The organism is Paenibacillus sp. VT-400, from assembly GCF_001029205.1.
In the GTDB taxonomy this organism is placed as follows: Bacteria; Bacillota; Bacilli; order Paenibacillales; family Paenibacillaceae; genus Paenibacillus; species Paenibacillus amylolyticus.
Genome location: NZ_LELF01000038.1, coordinates 117599 through 138200 on the forward strand (window position 1 = coordinate 117599; position 20602 = coordinate 138200).

The window sequence follows — 20602 nt, forward strand, 5'->3', positions numbered from 1 at the left end:
TCCATTCATGATGTCTTCACTTCCTGATTTAGTGTGAGACGAGTCAGGACAGGCATATGTACTACATGTACACAGCAGGCTGATAACAGCCGTTCGCCATCCCAGGATATCAATAGAACACGATCATCCACCTTTATATTTCCGTTCTGTAATTGTTCAGCGAGCTGTATCCACACGTCGCCACTTTGGTAATCAATAGTTTCAGGTACGTGGTAGACTGACTTGATCAAGGATATGCCTGGCTTCGAATAAGGGGTTATGTGTCTACGTAAACGGGATTGAAGAAGAATATTCTCCGTCTGACCAGCATCCATGAACTCATCTATAATGGATATAATCTCTGAAGCCATAACACTCCCTTCGATATCGTCAACCGTTCTCTTTCCTATATAATTCACGGCAAGAGCACCGGACTGTCTGTTTAACTCCAAGGCAACAGCCATATCAGACAGATCTCCGGGAGAGTCGTGCTCTTCAATTACACGTTGTTCCGCCAGAACAAACATCCCTCGTTCCTCTCTCCCTAGTGTCCATGCTGCAGCCTGCATTCCTTCCGTAGCAGCGAGTGGCCCCATATGGGAAAGTGCCAGTGGATAGTCCACCTTCCAGGAGGTAGACTCCAGAATTCGGGCCAAAGGTGGATTCATGGCGTAGCGTTCAGGATAGGTCTGGGCCAGAATCAACAGATCCCAGCACTCACTTGTACCAGAAGCCAAAGGTTCCATGACAACTAGCGCAAGATCACCGGCAGTTACCCGTTGATCATCGGATCGCAAAGAGCGGGTTCGCACAATAGACCTGTCATAATAGTTCTCTTCCATATATATGTGTGGAGATAAGTAATAGTAATCTTCCACATCGAGCATGTCCGTGGTATACAAGTGATCTTCGGCCGTAACCCAACAGATATGATTAACATAGACAGACATCGCACGAGGGTTATTCAGCGTATCAGGCATGCTTCATTTTTCCATTGGCATAGGCTTGGAAAACGTTGATCTTCTGAATGGAGGTAGTTCCTTCCATGAATTCGAAGGCACGCGCATCCCGATACCATTTATTCAATAAAGGATGGTCAATCATAGAACCAGGTCCCATCAGGTCAAGCGCCAGTTCCGTGGCCTCCTCAGCCAGTGCTCCAGCACGAATTTTGCTCAGGGAAGCCAGATACCCTTTCTGCACATCCGCATCAATCTCCGCCGCTGCGCTGCGAATCATGCTACGGAGTGAATGCAGGCGCATCTCCAGTCGCTCTAATTCCACCTTCTCCCTCTCCGAGAAAACAGACCTCTGCTCCTTCACATAATCATATGCTGCCCGTGCGACTCCAAGCGCAAGTGCAGCGACACCAGGCCGCATGCGATGAAAGGTCTGAAGCGCGCCCCATAATCCACGCTTGGTTGGACTGAGATGACGCCCGATGATATCTTCCTCTGCCAGCGGAAAACCATCCAACGTGAGGTGACTCAATTGCACACCTCTAACCCCCATCGTATCCAGAGGTGTAGCGCTGAATCCCTGCACAGACGTGTCTACCAGCGCAATCTGGATGCCGAGAGGCGTACGATTGGTCTGAGCAAATACCAGTCCGATGCTGGCACGACTACCATTACCGATATAGTACTTCTGTCCGTCAAGGTTCAATCTGCCTTCCTTGTTCCGCGAAATTCGTGTGCCAATACCCGTAGCATCCGAGCCCTTTTCCGGTTCAGTAAGAGCGAAGAATGACCATGCGGGTCCCTTGAGAAAATGAGAATAGTACCGCTCCTTCTGTTGTGAGTCAGCCAGAGCTGATATGATTACACTGGACATCGATGGACCCGGGCTCCCGAGAAATACACCGGCATCACCTGCTGACAGTTCCTCAATCGCGATAACTCTTTCCAGACAGGAAAGACCATAATATCGTTCCTGACCTACAGTGACGATCGGTTCACCGCCATATTCCGGCGGGATCATCATGCGATTGATGGTTCGCAGAGATACCAGATGTGTGAACTCAGCTATACGCTCAGGTTCACGGTCAATGACCAGGCCAATATCACGTAATTCCGTGGCATATTGTTTCATTTCCTGCTCAAAAACAGCAATGGTAGATCGTGTAATCATCAGAAGGCCTCCTTCGGAATGAGCAGCATATTTTTGACCATTTGACCTGCATACACGTAAGCCGAGATCGCATGTCGCAAATAGCCAAATCCTCCTCCAAGACGCTGCAATTGACGGAAGGCCTCATCCAGTTCTTGATGAACCCATGTACTTGTACGCGCCTCCGAAATGTCTGATTGCTCTAATACGAATTCATCCGACTGGATAGTCTCAGCCATATATAGTACAGTCAAAACATCAGCAATCATGCCCTTGACCAGTTGATGCTGAAGTGTGGATTGCCCCCCTGAGTTGCGACTGGATAGATGATTACGCACTTGCTCCAATCCTGCGTTGCACAGTTCAGTACGGAAATAAAGCAACCGTTTTCGAAGATCAGTTATATCACCTGTGACATCATCTTGTCTTTCAAAAAATGCCACATCTTCATTCCGAAGTTCCGATATTCGGTAGAGTAAAAGACCTGAAGGCTCCAACATCCGATCTTCCACCCGATCCGCACGTACCTGTTTCCATTCGTAGATATGGCCTGTCTCTGCATGACATATCCATGGCCCACTTTTCACGAGTTCAGGTGTCGCCAGTATTATCCCCCCTTGGCATAACAACACGGGACGTGTATCCAAACGCAACATTGCTGCTTCCAGCAGATCTGTTACAGTGGGTACCGGACGACCTGCGGCCTCTGTACCAGCCGGCACAGTACCTACCTCATCAGAATTCAAGACTGACATATGCACTCCTCCTATTGACTCATGATCAACAATCTCCATGCTCAATTAACGCAAAACCAAAAAAACTGCCCAGCCCAATGCTGACCAGTACGGACCTCTCCCCCTTATGCACCCATTCATTCTCTAGCCCAGAGCTTAGATTGATGAACGCATCCGTGGAGAAGGTATGTCCAATCCGCGGGATATTATCCAGGTAAATTTGTTTTTGATCCACGCCTGTACGCTTTGAAAACTCCTTCCATGTAGTCCAATTGACGTTGTGGGGAAAGATATGATCTACATCATGAAGTGTCAGGCCCTCTGCTGACAGCAGCTCTTCCATACCTCGAATGATATGATCCACATACAGCTTGTTAAATGACGTCATCTCTTCCACTTCCGCATAATATCCGGTATGGAACCTCGTATCCCGAAGAACATGAGCAGCCTGTAAGATGTGCTGACCATAGTTTCTGGATAGAAGCATGGCAACAGCCGAGTCACCCAGAATCGTAGACTTTCGAATATATCTCCAGTCGGGTGGCATGAAATTAAACTGATCGGCACATACCAATAAAACATTACGAATATCAGGCTGTGTACGGGAGATTCGTTCAAGCCATTGAAGAGCGGCTATCGAGGACGCACAGTTCATCTGTGAAATACTATAAAAGGGGATATGCTCGAGCCCATATTCACTCAGAGCCCGCTGCAAGGGCCTATAATCCCCTGGTGCTTGTACATGTGCTGAATGGGCATAGAGCACAAGGTCAATGGCAGGCAAGGGTTGTCTGTCAACAAGCTGTCCAATCGCGCGAACGATAGAATTATCCAGATGCTGACCCGGAGGGGTAACTGGAACACCGTTCAGACGATGATATTTGCGCAGTAATTGAAGCTCTCCTTTACCCAGTCCCAAGGATTCGAGGATAACCTCAGGCTCTTCGATCTGATCAGGCAAATACACACCGATATCCACTATACCCAGCCCCATGACGTTTCCCTCCTCCTGATTACAGCTCTTCGTATCCACCTGCATGAATGAGAAGTGCATAGATAAACTTGTCATCTGGCTCCAGGTGCATCAGACATATGTATTCATCTGTGCACCGATCTTCAAGAAGTTGCTTCAGACCAAAGAATGGTGCAGCGCTCCAGTGGGCAGGATCGTAACTCCCTTGCCAGCCTGTAGCATGAAACCATTCGGTACCGGACACTTCCTGCTCCAACAGCGGATGGACAAGAAGCCTGATCTGAGCCAGATTAACGGATACCTGAACGCAAAGCCTGTCCAGCAACAATTCTGCTGTCTCGGCAATCGAACTCTCGGCATATTGTATTTCCACACCAACAAGGGATGAACCGCCTTCTGCCAACCGATCCAGAACCAGAACAGCTCCCGTGTCCGGTTCTACAATCTCGCCCACTCCTTCCGTCTCGTAGGGAAGAGACGTCTGATCAAGCACAAGCAGCATTCCCCGATCGTAGTTGCCGCTGTTCAGATAATGCTGGAGCATATGAAGTGCCGCGAACGGTGCCCCGAACCCCATATCGTTCACGGCAAAACTCAGGAACCGTGCCTGATAACGGTCCATCAGATAGTTGACAATGGAGATATCTGGACGAATATTGGGAAAATGATAGGCCAGCAGGAGAACATCCACGTCTCCCATGATCTGATCCAGCCCCGACTCTTCGAGCAGTAGTACACTCATATCATGATAGGCATTGTTATAACGACCCTCCAGCAGATGAAACCGGGGTACCACGGGGGACCCCGCCAACAAATCACTGTGAAATCTTAACAACTCCGGATGTTCGAACGGAGGCTGCTTGTCCGTAAACAGCCTGACCTTCATGTCCCGGATGGTAACAGGCGCCGCCATCAGGCAGCAACGAGTTGCTTTTCGATATATGTGGCTAGCGAACCCACTGTGTTAAATACATCTGGCTCCAGTTCATCCGGGTCGATCTCCAGCCCCTCAATACGGTCTTCCAACGTCATCAATAGTTCCAGAACAGACGTTGAATCCAGATGAAGTTCATCAAATAAAGATGTGTCCCATGTAACAGCGTGGTTCTCTTCCATATTCAGCACTTCGGCAAGGGCACCTTTGATTTCTTCAAGCAATACTGCGGTTGTCATGATCATCTCTCCTCATCTGTTGGTTACTGCGGAATGTGAAACAGGGATCAAACGCTGTTTGCCCAGTAGATCTTCGGGAGTATCCCTTTCCCGAATCAGATGGGCTTCTCCACCACTAATCATCACTTCAGCCGGACTTCCATGACTGAGAAAATGGGTCGGTGAAGCAGTAGGGCCGTAGGCACCGGAATGAAATACACCAATTAAATCCCCTTGTTCAACGGGAGGTAGGTTTACTTTTTTGCCAATAACATCATTCGGGGTACACAAAGGGCCGGTAATATTAAACTCTGCAACCGGGGATTCTCCGTATCGTGACAAAGATGCAATCGGGAAATTACGCTTCACATACGAGCCGATTCCGACCGCAGCCATATGACAATTGGTACCACCATCAGTCACGACAAACGTCTCTCCATACGACTCCTTGACATATAAGGCTCGGCTAACCAGCATCCCACTGGTTCCCACCAGATACCTTCCCAGTTCCATGAACAGTCTGATGTCAGGATGTTTTTCCTTGAATTGTTCGAACAAAGGGTTCAATTGTGCAGACAGGGCACTCACAGACAGAGGCTGTTCTCCCTCGTAATACGGAACTCCGAGACCACCGCCCACATCTACCATCTGCAGCCGAATACCCAGTTGCTCCTCCAGCCGTTCGGCAAGCTCCAGAATGTGACGTGTGTTCTCCACAATAGGTTCCACGTCAAGCATACGGGTTCCCATGTATACATGCAGACCGATAATATCCACATGTGAGCATCGTTCCAATTGCTGTCGTCCCTGCATCACAGTATCCTCATCCATGCCAAACTGGCGTGGTTTGCCACCCATCGTGAGCCGTGAGCCCTTCACGGTAAAAGAAGGATTGATTCTCAGTGCCACGGGGACAATCCGTCCCTCTTCACCTGCAATGGCTTCAATGCGGTTAAGCTCCTGAAACGATTCACAGACGATTGCGTAGATGCCATGACGAATGCATGCGGTTATCTCCGCGTCGGTCTTGCCTGGTCCGAGGAAGATTATACGCTCCGGATTTGTACCCGCCTGTAGTGCGGTATGTAATTCGGCCATGGAACAGACCTCTGCCTGGGCTCCAAGCTCCTGAAGCAGGTGAACAATTGAAATATTGGGATTAGCCTTTAATGAGTAGAATAATTCCACCTTTGGAGTCAGCAGGCTGCGAAGCTCTTCATATACGCGCTCTAATACCTCAGCGTCATAGACGTATAATGGTGTACCGAATTGTGCAGCGATGGCCGAAATCGCAAGCCCTTGAATCTGATAATCTCCAGACATCTACTTCACCTCGTTTATGAATGATAACTTGGCTTCAACAGCAGCATCCGTCGCCCGTAGCTGCTCAGTCGAATGAGCAATAATGACACCATAGAGACGACCAGAGAACACACGATCTTCACCTTTGAAGGCCGCATTGACCGTTGCAAAATTGTTGATAAGTATCCCCTCGCCCTTCAGCGGATCAAATAACAGAGGACCAAGTGTTGACCTTAACTTTTCATAATCCAGGCGGTGATTCAAACGAAGTGTATATTTTTTGGCCAAAGCTAACATCCCCTCAGGAATCCACTGGTTCTGGATCTCAGTCTGATACGTCGACATGTTAAACCTTGCATTGATCTCCAGATTAGGCCACACACTTCCGTCCTCATCCAGAATGGCATCGATACCGGCTACACCGTAGTATCCATCCCGATGGAGCGCAGCACCTATTTGCAACGCAGCATCCCGGATTACCGCGATCTGCGAATCACCAAGATGTGGTGGCATGAGATGCCCCTGATGAACGCCTTGTTCGACCAATGATTCCTTTACACCAAGAAATTCAACCTCACCACTCCGATGAATTAAAATCTGGTAATTCAGATCACATGTTTTGTTGATCCACTGCTCCAGCACATAATTCACAGCTCTTGTCCCATTCTTGCTTGCCTGTTTCTCCAGCAATTTCATGCATTTGTGGAAACGGGCTTCATCTGCAATAACGGTGATTCCCTTGCCCGAGACGCCCATCGAATCCTTCATAACAATACGCCCGCCCTGTTCCAACACGGATTTCATATCTTCAAATCCGGACGTAAGTTCTTCCAGGGAGTAACACTCACAGCCAGGAATCTGACGGACACCCAGTTCGGCATTAAGCCTTCGGGAGTAGCCCTTATCATTGACTTTGCGGAAAATGTCAGCCGGTGGTACGGCAAGGGGAATACCTGTACGTTGGGATAGTTCTTCTTCCTGATCCGAGGCTCCGAAGGGAACCAGATAAGCCTGTATATCCTGTCTATCTGCCAGTTCACGCAGCCTGTCCAGCGTACGCTGACAATGCAGGATGTTAGCTGTAATATTCAATCCTGATTCATTATATTCAGTAGCAATTAAACGTGATCGACCAAAACCGATGGCCTGTGCATCTGCTATAAACCCGGAATCCGGCAGTTCCTTGAGCAATACGACATCCTGTTCACCTGCCAGGAAAATCCCCAGCTCTTCCATCCGGTTTACAACGTCAGCAGCCGAACCAACACTCAGGGAAGGCAACTTCAGTACCCCCTGCTCATTCCAGTATTCTTCGACTTCAAAATTGTTTATATAAATAAAAACAGCTTCATCATGACCTGTAAGCGCCTGCTTCAGCTTTCTCGAAAATCCGGTCAACAGTGTGGTCAATCTCATCACCTCGTTCTTCTGCGAACTGCATCACCGCCACGCTGAATGTTGCTCCCAGCCCAACCGTGACAAGCAAATAGTAGTCGTCCTTCTGCAAAAGCCCCTGATCTAAAATCTCTTTCAGATTAATATAGGGATCGGAACAGAAGCAGTGCCCGATTTCTCCCACATTGGATGTGTACACCCGCTCCAATGGATAGGACAATCGTGCAGCAACCTTTTTCCATGAAGACAGATTCACATTGTGCGGGACAATATAACGGATATCCTCCAACGTCAGGCCCGCCCCATCTATTGCCTCGTGAATGACATCACAGAGCTGGGGTGTATAGATTTCCTGAAATTCCTTGAGCGTCTCGGGATCACCTGTCAGCACGTTGCAGAATTGTCCAAGGGTTACGTTCGTAAGCCCCATCATCCTGCTTCCCGGGCCGGATTTACCAACCAGTATGGCGGCCGCAGCTTCGCCCATAACGGTTGTATTGGGGATGAGCTGTACAATGGGACTGAATGTTTTTTCACCTGTTACGATTAAAATATGATCATCCTCTTCCAAAGAGGGCAGCAAAGTTGCAGCAACATCCAGCGCAATCAATCCTGAGGCACAGTTCTGCTGTGTCAGTGAAAATGCAATGGCATGATGCATCCCGTAAGCCTGCTTCAGACCTTGCAATACCTTCATTGGAAAGGGGAAATTTTCCTGAATTGTGTGGCAATAAATGATATACTTGATAGAAGATGGAACAACTGTCGGACTGTTTACCACCTGGGCGAGCACACGTCCTAACAGCTTAGTCAGATCACCGTCTTTGTCTTGCGGAACCTGTTTCAGACCGTGAATTTTCTCCAACACTTTGGTCTGGGCTTGTTTGAGTCCCAGATGTTCGCTCAACTCCCGGACAGGAACGACGAACTTGGGAATGTATGACCATATTTGCTTGATATGCATCGGTTTAGGACACCTCGTTATACCCATCATACGGAGCACTCTCAATATAGGGAGAGAGCTTCATCCGAAGCTCTCATCTATTGGACTAACCATAATGCCATAGTAGATACAAGGGATTATGCACGAGCCGCTACTGCACGAGCAGATACCGCACGAGCTGCTACTGCGCGAGCCGATACAGCGCGAGCTGCTACTGCACGGGCAGATACTGCACGAGCAGAGACTGCACGAGCACTAACTTCACGTGTTTCGCCCAGCACGTTCACTTCCGATTGTACTGCTTCCAACTCTTTGTTCTTCAATTGTTCCAATGTAATGGGAGTCGCTTTAATGATCATTGATTTATTCCTCCTTTCGTCTTGGATACTATCATTCTATAATCTCCCAATTTGGATTTAAACTGTAAAAGGAGGTAAATGGATTTCTCGCACGCCTTACCCCTTGTTCATACCAATTCCAAGCATTCAATATACAACTCACATTTCACAACGTAATTACAAACTAATTCAAGGGACGGTGAATGATCATGATCGGACCCAAAATTCGGGAAATCCGGGAGCAACTTGGACTGTCTCAGAAACAACTGGCAGGTGAGGATATGACACGCTCATACATCAGCCTCATCGAAAAAGGCAGAGCCGTTCCCTCTCAGCGTATGTTGAAAATCATTGCTCGCAGACTCAATACACCAATGGAGTACTTCTTGGGAGGAAGTGCAACAACGGACACCGATATTGGTGAAGCTGTCCTGGACAAAGCCAAAGCCTACTATGCTGAGCAGAATGATCCTGCCTGTATCCGTATGGCTCACAAAGTTCTGACTCTGACGGAAGATACACTGGATCAAACGGAAGCCTATCTGCTCATCATGCGAAGCCACAATAGGCTTGGCGATTACCGCCAAGCTCTGGATGATGGGGAAACTGCGGCTTTTACAGTCACCCGAACAGGAGACCGGGAGCGCATTGTCGACTATTACCTGGAAATGGGAAGAGCTGCATTTCATGCAGAACTGTTTCACGCTGCCCGTAAATACTACGAACAGTCCTATACCTACAGTAGCAAACTCAAACATCTGCAAGATAAACATATCCGTTCGTTAACCTTTCTCGGAACAACCCATTTGCGGCTCGGTAACGTGGATAAGGGACTGGATTATTATCTCAAAGCCGAAAAAGAAGCCCAAATGACCGGGCAACCGGAGTTATATGGCGAAATTACGCTGGGTTTGGGCAAGGCCTATTATATGTCCGAACAGGACGGACACTTGCTCTTAAGTTATGACTGGACCAAGAAATCGGTAGATTCATATAAACAGGCAAATAGTAAATCCTATGTACTTGCTCTTCACAATCTGGCTGTCATTCAACTTCATATAGGACAAAAAAAAGAAGCCCTTCCCTTGCTGTCAGAATGCGCCGATATCTACGACAAACGCAATCTGCCTCACAAGAAGGCTTCTATATTAGAGGAGATCAGTAAAATTTATCTCGAAGAACGGCAACCTTTACTGGCCGAAACAGCCATCAAGGAAGCTCTTCAACTGCTGGATCAGCGAGATGAAGGCATGCTCCGTGCAAAACTATATCGTCTTCTCGGCATTGTATTTCATGAGAAAGACAACACCAATGAAGGCTATTATTTCCTTCGAATGAGTTACGATCTGCTTAAACGCATCCATGCAGATCGTGAGGCTGATATTAGCCACAAACTTTTAATTCTTAGCGGACAAGAACAGAAAATGAATTATGATGACTATAAATCCTATATCAAATAAATACGGCCCCCATCTTCTCCTAACAACTATTCAGGAACAGGGTCATTCAGATCAAGCGGGTGAACCGTTATTTGTTTGTCTGACGAGTAGCCCAATGATACACGGGACTGAAGAGCTTCCCCTGAATTTTGAAGATGTCCATTGTACAATGAAAACAACATGACAATGGCCATAGACAACCCGCTCGCAACAATCCGAAGCTTGAATCTTTTATTATCCACGTCCATCTCTCCTTGTGCATATGGTTTGGCAGCCGAACATACCGTGTACACTTCAGCGAACCTAAGATGTATTGTACGGATAATTGCAATGACTTTAAATACGTTAATTACCATTTACCTCTACTTGCACATGAAACTCATGTATAAAAGGTCATATGATCTTTGTCTTCGCGATAATAATCCAGCCTTTGCTTCATCGTACCTGTATGCAGTTCAAACAAATGACCATCCGGATCGGTAAAATAAACGGATAATGCATCCCGCGGATCTCTTGGCCTTCCGGGAAGAATGTCTGCCCCCGCTGCTCGCAGCTGCTGCACAGACGCGTCGAACTCCTCTTCTGTAACGGTAAATGCAATATGGGTATAGGTTCGTTCCGTATAGTTGCGAATAACATCCTCCTGATTCAGGGCAATCCACAGACCGGCAAGCTCAAAATACGCCAGTTTGCGTCCTTTCACCTGAATTTGGGCACCGAGAGCCTGCTCATAAAAGGTAATAGCCCGCTCCAGATTGGATACGGAAAAACACAAATGATTAATTCCTTGAATATTCATGTGGCTCCTGACACCTCCATCGATTTAAGGATCTATCCTTATTATGGTATATTCTGTGCAAAAAACAACCGCTCTGCTGTTTCCCCCCGCACCTTCTTCTGGGCGAATGCATAGGTTATCCGTATCAATGAACGTTCGAGGAGGATGTAAAGCGAATGAATCCTGTCTATCCTTTTTATGGTGAGAAAACGGTATGCAAGGAGCAAAAGCTGGCATTTCCACCCCAGCATCAGGACCAGCAACCTGGTCTGGAAACCCTGATGGTGCCTGAACCGATCAGTGAAGATCCTGCCTATATCGGTAGCTGCAAACTCCAAGGTAAAGTTGCCATTATTACGGGTGGTGACAGTGGAATCGGCCGGGCGACCGCCATCGCTTTTGCCAAGGAAGGTGCGGATATCGTCATTGCTTATCTATATGAACGGACAGATGCCGAAAGGACTCGTGAACGGATCGAAGAACTGGGACAGCGCTGTCTCTTAATCGAGATTGATCTCCGCTTAAAGAAAAACTGTGAAGCCGTCATTCGCACAACCATGGAAACCTACGGGAAGATCGATATTCTGGTCAACAATCATGGCGTACAGTATGTGCAGCCAAGCATCGTTGATATTACAGAGGAACAGCTGTATCACACCTTTCAGACCAATGTGTTCGCCTATTTCTTTCTGATTCAGGCCGCTCTCCCCCATCTGTGCAGAGGTGCCTCCATCATCAATACGGCTTCCATTACGGCATATAAAGGCAATACCCAACTGATCGACTACTCTTCTACCAAAGGAGCCGTCGTATCGCTGACTCGTGTACTCGCCCAATCGCTAGCTGCACAGGGAATCCGTGTGAATTCTGTCGCTCCGGGACCCATCTGGACACCGCTCATCCCTGCCAGTTTCTCCGCTGAGGATGTACAGGTATTTGGAACAGATACGCCTATGGGTCGGGCTGGTCAGCCTTACGAACTGGCGGCAGCCTACGTTTATCTCGCTTCCCGCGATTCATCCTACGTCACAGGTGAATGCATTCATGTAAATGGCGGCGATATGGTAACGACATAAACTGATGTCAGGTTGGATTTGGCAGGTGTGGCAGGATATCGGTTGTCCAGTTGCGAAGAGGGTTAGGAGTATGATCCGGTTATGCCGGAGCCTGACATCTAGCGACAAGGAGCTGAACAACCTGATGAACTTCGATCCACTCTACCAACCGTACCCCTCATACCGCGTGCCTGTGTATGCGAAACAAGGCATGGTCGCCACGTCTCAGCCACTGGCTGCACAAGCCGGTCTGGATGTATTGAAAAAAGGCGGCAATGCCATCGATGCCGCCATTGCAACTGCGGCAGCACTCACGGTGCTGGAGCCAACGTCCAATGGCATTGGAGGCGATGCTTTTGCCCTCGTCTGGACCGAGGGCGAACTGCATGGCCTGAATGCCAGCGGCCCTGCGCCTCAGAGCATATCCATTGAGGCGCTTCAAGCGGCAGGCCATACGGAGATGCCGAAGCTTGGGGTTGTTCCGGTGACGGTGCCTGGCGCACCGGCGGGTTGGGCTGAGCTGAGCCGCCGTTTTGGGCGGCTCACGCTGGCGGAAGCGCTGGAACCGTCCATCCGCTACGCGGAGGTAGGTTATCCGCTTGCGCCTGGGCTGGCCCGCCACTGGGCAAGGGCAGCCGAGATCTATGCACGCCAGGGTGATGCTGAGGCAGGGCGTGCGTGGTTTGAGACATTTGCTCCAGGCGGGCGTGTTCCCGCAGCTGGAGAGATGTGGCGCTCGCCGGATCATTCGGCGACTTTGCGCCAGATTGGCGAGAGCGAAGCGCGAGACTTTTACGAAGGAGAACTGGCAGAGCGCATTCATTCCTTTATGGCAGAGCACGGTGGTTATCTGACTCGCGAAGATCTGAAGGCTTTTCAGCCTGAGTGGGTTGATCCCATCTCCGTCTCCTATCGTGGTTACGATGTATGGGAGATTCCGCCGAATGGACAAGGATTGATTGCTCTCGCGGCGCTTAATCTCCTGAAGGGATATGATTTTGACGAGAAAGAATCCGTTCTGGCATATCATCGGCAACTTGAAGCTATGAAGCTGGCATTTGCCGACGGGGAGAAATATATTACTGAAGAACGCAAAATGGGTGTGACGGTGGAGGAACTCCTGTCCGAGGCATACGCGGAAGAACGGCGCAAACTCATTGGTGATACCGCACGAGCACCTGAGGCAGGTGATCCACGTGCAAGTGGAACGGTGTATCTGGCTACGGCTGATGGTGAAGGCAACATGGTTTCGTTTATCCAGAGTAACTATATGGGCTTCGGGTCTGGGCTCGTTGTTCCGGGAACAGGCATTGCTTTGCAGAATCGTGGACACAACTTCTCACTGGACCCTAATCATGCCAACGCCCTGGAGCCAGGCAAACGAACGTATCACACGATCATTCCGGGGTTCCTCACCCGTGGCAGCGAAGCGGTTGGGCCATTCGGTGTCATGGGTGGTTTCATGCAACCGCAGGGTCATGTGCAGGTGGTCATGAATACAATCGATTATCACCTGAACCCACAGGCCGCCTTGGATTCTCCGCGCTGGCAGTGGACGAAGGGCAAAACAATTCTCGTGGAACCGGGTTTCCCGCAGCACATTGCACAGGCACTCGCCCGCAAAGGACATGATATTCAAGTGGCACTCGATCCATCCCAGTTTGGACGCGGTCAGATCATCTGGCGCAACCCGGACAATGGCGTATTATGCGGGGGTACGGAAACCCGAGCGGATGGCTCGATTGCGGCTTGGTAAAACTCGCGTCATTTTTATAATAGGATGATCACTTATCATCCGTATAGGGTGAAATTTTAAGGCACAAGAGAGATGATTCATGTCATCTCTCTTGTGCCTTTTTTTGGACTTCTAACATCAGTAAACAACATACTGTAGATATTTATGTACCCTTTTAACAAGATAAATGTAAAAATAATGTGTAATTTATGAAAAATATTTATTTTTTCGTAAATTTTCACTACATACCATAAATCACAGTGCCTTTCTGACCGATATAGATAAAGGGAAATCCTCACCATACGTGTCATCATGCACACGTACTTCCCTGGAGCTAAGGAATCACGCAAAACAGAAAAATGCGACTACAGAAATGAGGGTACCACACATGAAAACAAACAAGAACAGACGCGCAGGTCTAGGCCTCACCATAATGATGATCCTGACGGTACTGATCCTGGGGGCATGTTCAGCCAACAATACAACAACGGCAACAGACACAAGAACAAAGGTTGGGATCGTGCTTACGGAAGTGGGTCTGGGTGACCGTTCTTTTAATGATGCTGCTTTTGATGGACTGGTTCAGGCCAGAAATGAGAAAAGCATTGTCTTTGACTATCGTGAACCGGGCGACAATGCCGAAGCTGCATTTGAAGAGTTTGCGCAAGCCAAATTCGATCTGGTTATCGGCCTGAGTGATGCTGTCCAAGCGGATATGGAGAAAGTTGCAGCCAAATATCCTGACCAGCAGTTCCTCATGATTGACAGTCAGTCCGAACTGCCTAACATTGCCTCCATTTCATTCCGGGCGGAAGAAGGAAGTTATCTGGCAGGTGTTATTGCCGCTATGGCTTCAACGGAAGATCATGTTGGCTTCCTTGGTGGAATAGAGATACCGGTCCTTCGTAATTTTGAGCAGGGTTTTAAACAAGGTGTTCTGGCTGTCAAGCCGAATGCAACCGTTGATGTCGTCTACGCAGGGGACTTCGGCAATGCCGAGCTGGGTGAACAACTGGCTACAGAGATGATTCAGGAAAAGGGCGCTGACGTGATCTACGTTGCTGCCGGTCTCACAGGCGTAGGTGCACTGACGGAGATTCAGAAATTAGGGAAATACGCCATCGGTGTAGATACCGATCAATTCTTTTTGGCGGAAAAATCCATTCTTACGTCCATGCTGAAAAATGTGGATGTCTCTATCTATAATGCCGTTAACACGTTTGTTCAAAACAATCATACCTTCCCTCAAAAGGAAATCGTGGAGGGGCTGGCGGAGAACGCCGTGGGTCTGACTGCTCTACATAATATCACGCTCAGTGATGAACAACAGCAAACCTTCGAAGATCTGAAGGCAAAGATCTCTTCCGGTCAAATCAAAATTAAGCTTGATCAATAACCCATCGGATACGAGGAGGTACGCACATGAAACTACAGGGAAAACTGATACTTAATGCTCTAATTTCACTACTTCTATGCCTTGTGCTAGTCGCTTATATCATCATGCAATTGCTCAACATGAATGCCAAAAATCAAAATCTGGTACCAGCCATGCTCAAGGTGAGTGAACTGAACGCCAATCAGATTCAGACCCAGCAAGCGCTGGATGTCTACTCATTCTCCATGACAGCAGGAAACCAGGACGCCGTACTTCGCTTGCTGGATGAAGGTCAAACGATGATTCAGGAACTTACGGACGGATTGCTCGAAACAGATCAGCAGTTACAACTTATTCAGTCCATCGAGACAAAATTAGAAGCTCTCAAACAGGGAGCCACCGAAGCGATGAGTGCGATGAACAGTGCGGAAGCGAAACGTTACAGCACTCGGGTTCGGGGCATACAGAATGATATCTATTCGTTGGATGAGATGACTCGGGATCGTTATGATCAATATACCGTCGATTTGGAACGTGACATTCAGCAAACGTGGCAAGCCGCTCTGGCAGGAGCTATCGTATTGCTCGTCGCCGTGATGCTGTTTAATATGTATACTTCACGTCAGATTGCCAAGCGTATTCGAACACTCAAAGACGCCGCTGGACAAATTGCGGACGGTGACCTGACCGGACAATTACCGGAAGCTCGGGGCAAAGATGAACTCGATGACCTGAGTCGTTCCTTCGGTACCATGACTCATAATATCCGCGGCATTATTCAGTCGATTGGTGAAGCGGGTCATCGTGTCGATCTGATGGCGCAAGATATTGACCGCGGTAATGATACAGCCCAAGCGATCGTGCAGCAAGTATCCCGCACCACGGAGGAACTCTCGATTGGCAGTCAAAAGATTGCCGAGGATCTGAGTGAAACGGTGATGGTTGTGGACAAAATGCAGTCTACCTTTAATAGCAATCTGGAGTCCACTTCCCAATCGGTGATCGATGGTCGTGAAGTATTAACTACCGTTGAGGAAGGTAATAAGGCTGTAGCAGAGCAACTCCGCTTGGCCGAAGTGAATCGCATGGCAATGGCCGAGGTGGAACAAACGGTGCGGGAACTGGAAGAAAGCGCGGTTCGAATCACTACGATGACGACATATGTATCGGAGATTGCCAAACAAACAACCATGCTCTCGTTAAATGCCTCCATAGAGGCTGCTCGCGCTGGAGAAGCCGGACGTGGCTTCGCTGTTGTTGCGGGCGAGGTGAATAAACTCGCCGAACAATCTGCGCAATCGGTCAAACATATCTATGCAGCTGTTGGCGAGATCACAACCTCCATGGACAAGGTGAAGAACTCTGTAGCACAAAGCATGCAGTTATTCGGCGAACAGGAACAAGCCACTGGCCAGACTCGCGAATCCTTCTCTGCTATTCGTGAAAGTGTGGAGCGCATCAGTACGGGTATCCATCAGCTTGCTGAGGACATGCAACAATCCAATGAACTCAGTACGCAGGTGCAACAAGCCATCGAAAATATCAGTGCCATCACCGAGCAGTCGGCTGCCAGCAGTGAAGAAATCACCGCCTCCACGTCGGAACAACAACGTTCCTTCGCTGATGCAAGTATCAAGGTGAAGTCATTGCGTGATATCAGCGCAGAGATGCATCAGGAACTGCTGCGATTCCGGCTGTAACAGGATGCCGGAGAATTCGGACCGGACGTAGTTCGGATGTCGTTGAGATGCAGGTTAGATGCAGATTATGGGCAGGTTATGGGCAGGTTATAGCCGAGCCAAGATCAGGTAGCGTGAACATACAAACAAATAAAGGGGAGCCTCCGTCATGAATCATGACAGGGCTCCCCTTTTCAGTAACTAATCGTTGTTTCATCTAACCATTAATTCGTTTCAAAGATATGAAAGTATAAAGATTGAAATAAACATTTACACGAAACGGAGAGGACAGAAAGAAACTGAAAAAGTGGAGCTAAAAGCTGTCTGAAAGAAGCTGCCTCGGAAGCATACGCTATCCCGGATTTCCTAATTTATAAAAAAAACTGGGGATAACAGCGATCGGAAGGTTGTTCTGTCACCGGAGTGTCCAGAGTAAATATTCTTTAGTTCAACTTATATAGATAACAAGGCATCAGCGTTTCAGATCCAAACGTTTAACGAACCGTGCAAACCTTATTTGGCCATTAATTTCAGATTATAAAATCTAACGAATCTCAGGCACTCTATTTCCTAATTTAGTCTGGTTTTTCAGGTGTTTTCTCTGAAATACACAGAAATAACGTGGATGAGATTCGTTAGCTTTTGCTCCTCCATGTAAACCGAGGCATAAGGTGTATCAGGTTCGTTAGGGCAATAAGCACTGGGCATTGAGCACTGAGTACTGAGCAATGGACAACGTTCACTCATCTACTTTTTGGTGCGCTGGTTCGTTGGATCACTTGCAGTTTGAAAACGAATCGTCATAGGCAGCAGCCCAAAACCGCGAGCTTGTCCCACACCTGCCCTATCCTCACAGTGCGTCGATGATGTCTCCGGCCAGTAGGGACGATGGGTCACTTGCAGTTTAGAAATGATTAGTCATAGACAGTAACCCAAAACCATGAGCTATTCCCACACCTGCCCCATCCTTACAGTGCGTCGATGATGTCTCCGGCCAGCAGGGACGATGGGTCACCGCGCAGTAGGGCTGCTCGTTCGGCAGCCTGTCCGTGGAGATATACGCCGAACGCGGCGGCTTGCTCCCCGCTGAGCCCTTGGGCAAGCAGACCGGCGATGATGCCGGTCAATACGTCTCCGGCACCGCCAGTCGCCATCCCGGCGTGCCCGTTGGTGTTGATGTACGCCTCGCCGGACGGCGTTGCGATGACCGTTCGTGCTCCTTTGAGCACAAGGGTCACGCCCTGCTCGCGGGCGTATTTTGCAGCGTGCCCAATGCGGTCACGCTGCACCTCTGGGGTCGACATGCCCAGCAGTCGGCCCATCTCGCCAGGGTGCGGCGTCAGAATTGTCGCCGCACTTCGCTGGCCCCAGTCGCGAGGCCCATGTGGGCCAGCGTCTGCCAGCATGTTGAGGGCGTCCGCGTCGATGACGAGCGGACGATCCGTATGTTGCCACAGACGGCGCAGCCAGTCTGTGTCGCCCTTGAAGCGGCCGAGGCCGGGGCCGGTCGCGAGCACGTCGCGGCTCTCCGCGAGACGCAGCACGGCGTCGGCGGAAGCCGCGTTCCATTCTCCGCTTTCGCCATCGGCGGCGGCAGTGAGCATGAGCTCGGGCACGGTGCCGATGACATGCGGCAGCAGTGCCGCGGGCAGCGCCCATGTGGCGAGCCCGCAGCCTGCGCGCAGCGCGGCCTTGGCCGAGAGCAAGCCAGCGCCGCTCATCGGCAGACTTCCTGCGGCCAGCAACACGTGGCCGTAGGTGCCCTTGTGGCCGTCCGGTGCCCGTAGACGGCCTGTATCCATGCGCAGCGCACCGCGCAGCACCTCGTCGGTCAGCAGACGGACCGAGGGGCCATGCTCTGGCGCAAGCCGCGCGGGAATGCCGATGGCGCGCACCACAATGCGCCCCGCGGCAGAAGCGCCCGGGTACTGCACCAGCCCGCGCTTAAGCAGCGCGAGACATACGGTCACCCGGGCTTGAATGCAGGGCTTGTACACCTCTCCGGTGTCGGCGTTCAGCCCGCTCGGGACATCGGCGGACACGACCGGCTTGCCGCTGTCGTTCGCCGCCTCAATCAGCGCCGCGTAAGCTCCCCGCGGCGCCCCTCGCGAGCCGGTGCCCAGCAGCGCATCCACGATGCCTGTGCACCGGCTGAAGTCCACGGCTTCGCGCTCGTGGACAAGAGCAGGGATGCCAAGCTTCGCGGCGGCATCCCGTTGCACTGCGGCTTCGCCCCGCAGTGCATCAGGGGCATCGGCGTAGACCAATGTCACGCCAAGCCCTGCTTCAACCAAATGGCGCGCGGCCACCAGCCCATCGCCGCCATTATTGCCCTTGCCGATCAGCATGTACCACTGCTGATCTCCCGGGCGCTCCATCACCAGCGCCGGATCGGCGATGATGTCGCCACCATAACCTTGCCGATCACCGGGCCCGGTGTGTGCCCGCCTAGCATCGGTCTGGCTGCTATAGCCAAGCTGCCCTGAATCCACAAGCCGGCCTTCTGCCTGCCCTTCCCGGCACAGCTTGATGACTTCCTCGGCTATGGCGCGGCCTGCATTCTCCATTAGACTTGCTGCCGGAATACCGAGCTGATGAATGGTATGCTCGTCCACAGCTCTCATCTGTTCAGCGGTTACGATAAACAACGTTCATCCCTCCCCGTGACAAGCTCATCTCATACCTAAAAGCAACAACAACTTCGCACCTAAACGCTGTATCCTGTATGTGTATCGCTATCTTTCCTCTTACCTCATCCAGTTACCATGATGCGCTCCATGCATCATTGGAAGCTCTATCGATTCCGTGTACGAGACCTTCAGATTAAATTATCCATTCCAAAGCCTGTCTACGCTTAATAACCTACCGTAAACCGAGCTTGGATAAATTGCGGATCGTCCAGTTCGTCCACCAAAGCCGCTGCAAAATCGCCAACGGAAATCGAGCTTTCCCCGATATCATCCGTAATCACACGGTTCATGCCAACCCGGAACTGGCCTGTCCGACGTCCTGTTGTGATTGTCGCCGCAGGGCTCATGTAGGTCCAGTGAATACCTGATGCTTCAATCAGGTCATAGGCTTCTGCATGTGCTTTTGCCAGTGGTTTGACTTCTTCCGGGAATCCCGGCGTATCCATCAGCATATCACCGGATTCGGTTAGCAAACTTCCCGCTCCACCAACTACAACCAGACGTCCTGCTTTTGCCCGGCGCACACCCTCGATCAACGAACGTGTCACTTCCAGCATCTCTTCTTCTCCACCAAACTTCGGTCCATATGCACTCACAACCACTTCTTGACCCGCTGCAAAATCAGCCACCTGATCCGGGTTAAGCAGATCTCCCTGTTCTACACGCAAACGCTCATGAACCATCTCAACCTTCGAAGGGTCACGCACCACCGCTGTCACTTCATGCCCACGATCCATCAGCTCCCACAGTATCGTCTTGCCAATCGCTCCGGTTGCTCCAAAAATGGCTACTTTCATATGAATTCCCTCTTTTCTGTAGATATCATCTTGTCAACTTACCGTTATTTTAATACTTAATCCTATTGTTATATACCTTAAACGGCTCACGCCATCTTAAACCGGATGTGACATCTTGTAAACGTTAAT

General features: G+C 49.8%; 19 protein-coding genes. 5 read left to right on the plus strand and 14 right to left on the minus strand.

What is annotated here, in order from left to right:
• Positions 1 to 5 precede the first annotated feature (5 nt).
• From EL84_RS00650 to EL84_RS00695, 10 genes are all read right to left on the minus strand, one after another.
• On the minus strand, positions 6 to 959 hold the full coding sequence (locus tag EL84_RS00650; RefSeq protein ID WP_047840303.1) for a hypothetical protein: 954 nt from the start codon (positions 957 to 959) through the stop codon (positions 6 to 8).
• Positions 952 to 2109 (minus strand): acyl-CoA dehydrogenase family protein, encoded by a 1158-nt coding sequence (locus EL84_RS00655; RefSeq protein WP_053061332.1) that lies wholly within the window; start codon positions 2107 to 2109, stop codon positions 952 to 954. The genes EL84_RS00650 and EL84_RS00655 overlap by 8 nt, the downstream gene beginning before the upstream one ends.
• A complete protein-coding gene (locus tag EL84_RS00660) occupies positions 2109 to 2843 on the minus strand; it encodes a hypothetical protein (protein ID WP_047840305.1) in 735 nt (244 codons plus the stop codon). Before EL84_RS00660 ends, EL84_RS00655 begins: the two co-directional genes overlap by 1 nt.
• Before the next feature lie 25 nt (positions 2844 to 2868).
• The gene (locus tag EL84_RS00665; protein WP_047840306.1) at positions 2869 to 3816 is read right to left on the minus strand and encodes a ketoacyl-ACP synthase III family protein; all 948 of its coding nucleotides are present in this window, start codon (positions 3814 to 3816) and stop codon (positions 2869 to 2871) included.
• Positions 3817 to 3835: 19 nt separating this feature from the next.
• Entirely contained in the window at positions 3836 to 4591 is a 756-nt protein-coding gene (locus EL84_RS00670) for a hypothetical protein (protein WP_161799393.1), read from the minus strand.
• Positions 4592 to 4707: 116 nt separating this feature from the next.
• Positions 4708 to 4968 (minus strand): acyl carrier protein, encoded by a 261-nt coding sequence (locus tag EL84_RS00675; protein WP_047840308.1) that lies wholly within the window; start codon positions 4966 to 4968, stop codon positions 4708 to 4710.
• A 12-nt stretch (positions 4969 to 4980) separates the two neighbouring features.
• On the minus strand, positions 4981 to 6270 hold the full coding sequence (gene lysA, locus EL84_RS00680; RefSeq protein ID WP_047840309.1) for a diaminopimelate decarboxylase: 1290 nt from the start codon (positions 6268 to 6270) through the stop codon (positions 4981 to 4983).
• Positions 6271 to 7665 (minus strand): ATP-grasp domain-containing protein, encoded by a 1395-nt coding sequence (locus tag EL84_RS00685; RefSeq protein WP_047840310.1) that lies wholly within the window; start codon positions 7663 to 7665, stop codon positions 6271 to 6273.
• Entirely contained in the window at positions 7601 to 8608 is a 1008-nt protein-coding gene (locus EL84_RS00690; RefSeq protein WP_047840311.1) for a ketoacyl-ACP synthase III family protein, read from the minus strand. Before EL84_RS00690 ends, EL84_RS00685 begins: the two co-directional genes overlap by 65 nt.
• A 116-nt stretch (positions 8609 to 8724) precedes the next feature.
• Positions 8725 to 8946: a hypothetical protein gene (locus tag EL84_RS00695; protein WP_047840312.1), complete on the minus strand. Its 222-nt coding sequence runs from the start codon at positions 8944 to 8946 to the stop codon at positions 8725 to 8727.
• Between the two features lie 188 nt (positions 8947 to 9134).
• On the opposite strand from EL84_RS00695, the gene EL84_RS00700 reads away from it, so the two are divergent.
• Complete coding sequence (locus EL84_RS00700) at positions 9135 to 10385, plus strand: helix-turn-helix domain-containing protein (protein WP_161799394.1); 1251 nt, start codon at positions 9135 to 9137, stop codon at positions 10383 to 10385.
• A 26-nt stretch (positions 10386 to 10411) separates the two neighbouring features.
• Here EL84_RS00700 and EL84_RS31610 read toward each other — a convergent pair whose 3' ends face one another.
• Together EL84_RS31610 and fosB are read right to left on the minus strand one after the other, a co-directional pair.
• Entirely contained in the window at positions 10412 to 10606 is a 195-nt protein-coding gene (locus EL84_RS31610) for a hypothetical protein (RefSeq protein WP_143760385.1), read from the minus strand.
• Positions 10607 to 10743: 137 nt separating this feature from the next.
• Complete coding sequence (fosB, locus tag EL84_RS00710) at positions 10744 to 11163, minus strand: metallothiol transferase FosB (protein WP_036607427.1); 420 nt, start codon at positions 11161 to 11163, stop codon at positions 10744 to 10746.
• A gap of 155 nt (positions 11164 to 11318) precedes the next feature.
• Between fosB and EL84_RS00715 the strand changes: the two genes are divergently transcribed.
• The 4 genes from EL84_RS00715 (at position 11319) to EL84_RS00730 (ending at position 17007) form a co-directional block, all read left to right on the plus strand.
• A complete protein-coding gene (locus EL84_RS00715; RefSeq protein ID WP_047840315.1) occupies positions 11319 to 12218 on the plus strand; it encodes a glucose 1-dehydrogenase in 900 nt (299 codons plus the stop codon).
• 124 nt (positions 12219 to 12342) lie between these two features.
• A complete protein-coding gene (locus EL84_RS00720; RefSeq protein ID WP_047840458.1) occupies positions 12343 to 13953 on the plus strand; it encodes a gamma-glutamyltransferase family protein in 1611 nt (536 codons plus the stop codon).
• A 367-nt stretch (positions 13954 to 14320) separates the two neighbouring features.
• Positions 14321 to 15328, plus strand: coding sequence for a BMP family lipoprotein (locus tag EL84_RS00725; RefSeq protein ID WP_082218776.1), 1008 nt, complete (start codon positions 14321 to 14323; stop codon positions 15326 to 15328).
• A gap of 26 nt (positions 15329 to 15354) precedes the next feature.
• Positions 15355 to 17007 (plus strand): methyl-accepting chemotaxis protein, encoded by a 1653-nt coding sequence (locus tag EL84_RS00730; protein WP_047840316.1) that lies wholly within the window; start codon positions 15355 to 15357, stop codon positions 17005 to 17007.
• A 947-nt stretch (positions 17008 to 17954) separates the two neighbouring features.
• Here the strand turns inward: EL84_RS00730 and EL84_RS00735 are convergent.
• On the minus strand, positions 17955 to 19634 hold the full coding sequence (locus tag EL84_RS00735; protein WP_047840317.1) for a bifunctional ADP-dependent NAD(P)H-hydrate dehydratase/NAD(P)H-hydrate epimerase: 1680 nt from the start codon (positions 19632 to 19634) through the stop codon (positions 17955 to 17957).
• A gap of 206 nt (positions 19635 to 19840) precedes the next feature.
• Positions 19841 to 20473, minus strand: a complete 633-nt coding sequence (locus EL84_RS00740) for an NAD(P)-dependent oxidoreductase (protein ID WP_047840318.1) — start codon at positions 20471 to 20473, stop codon at positions 19841 to 19843.
• Positions 20474 to 20602 lie beyond the last annotated feature (129 nt).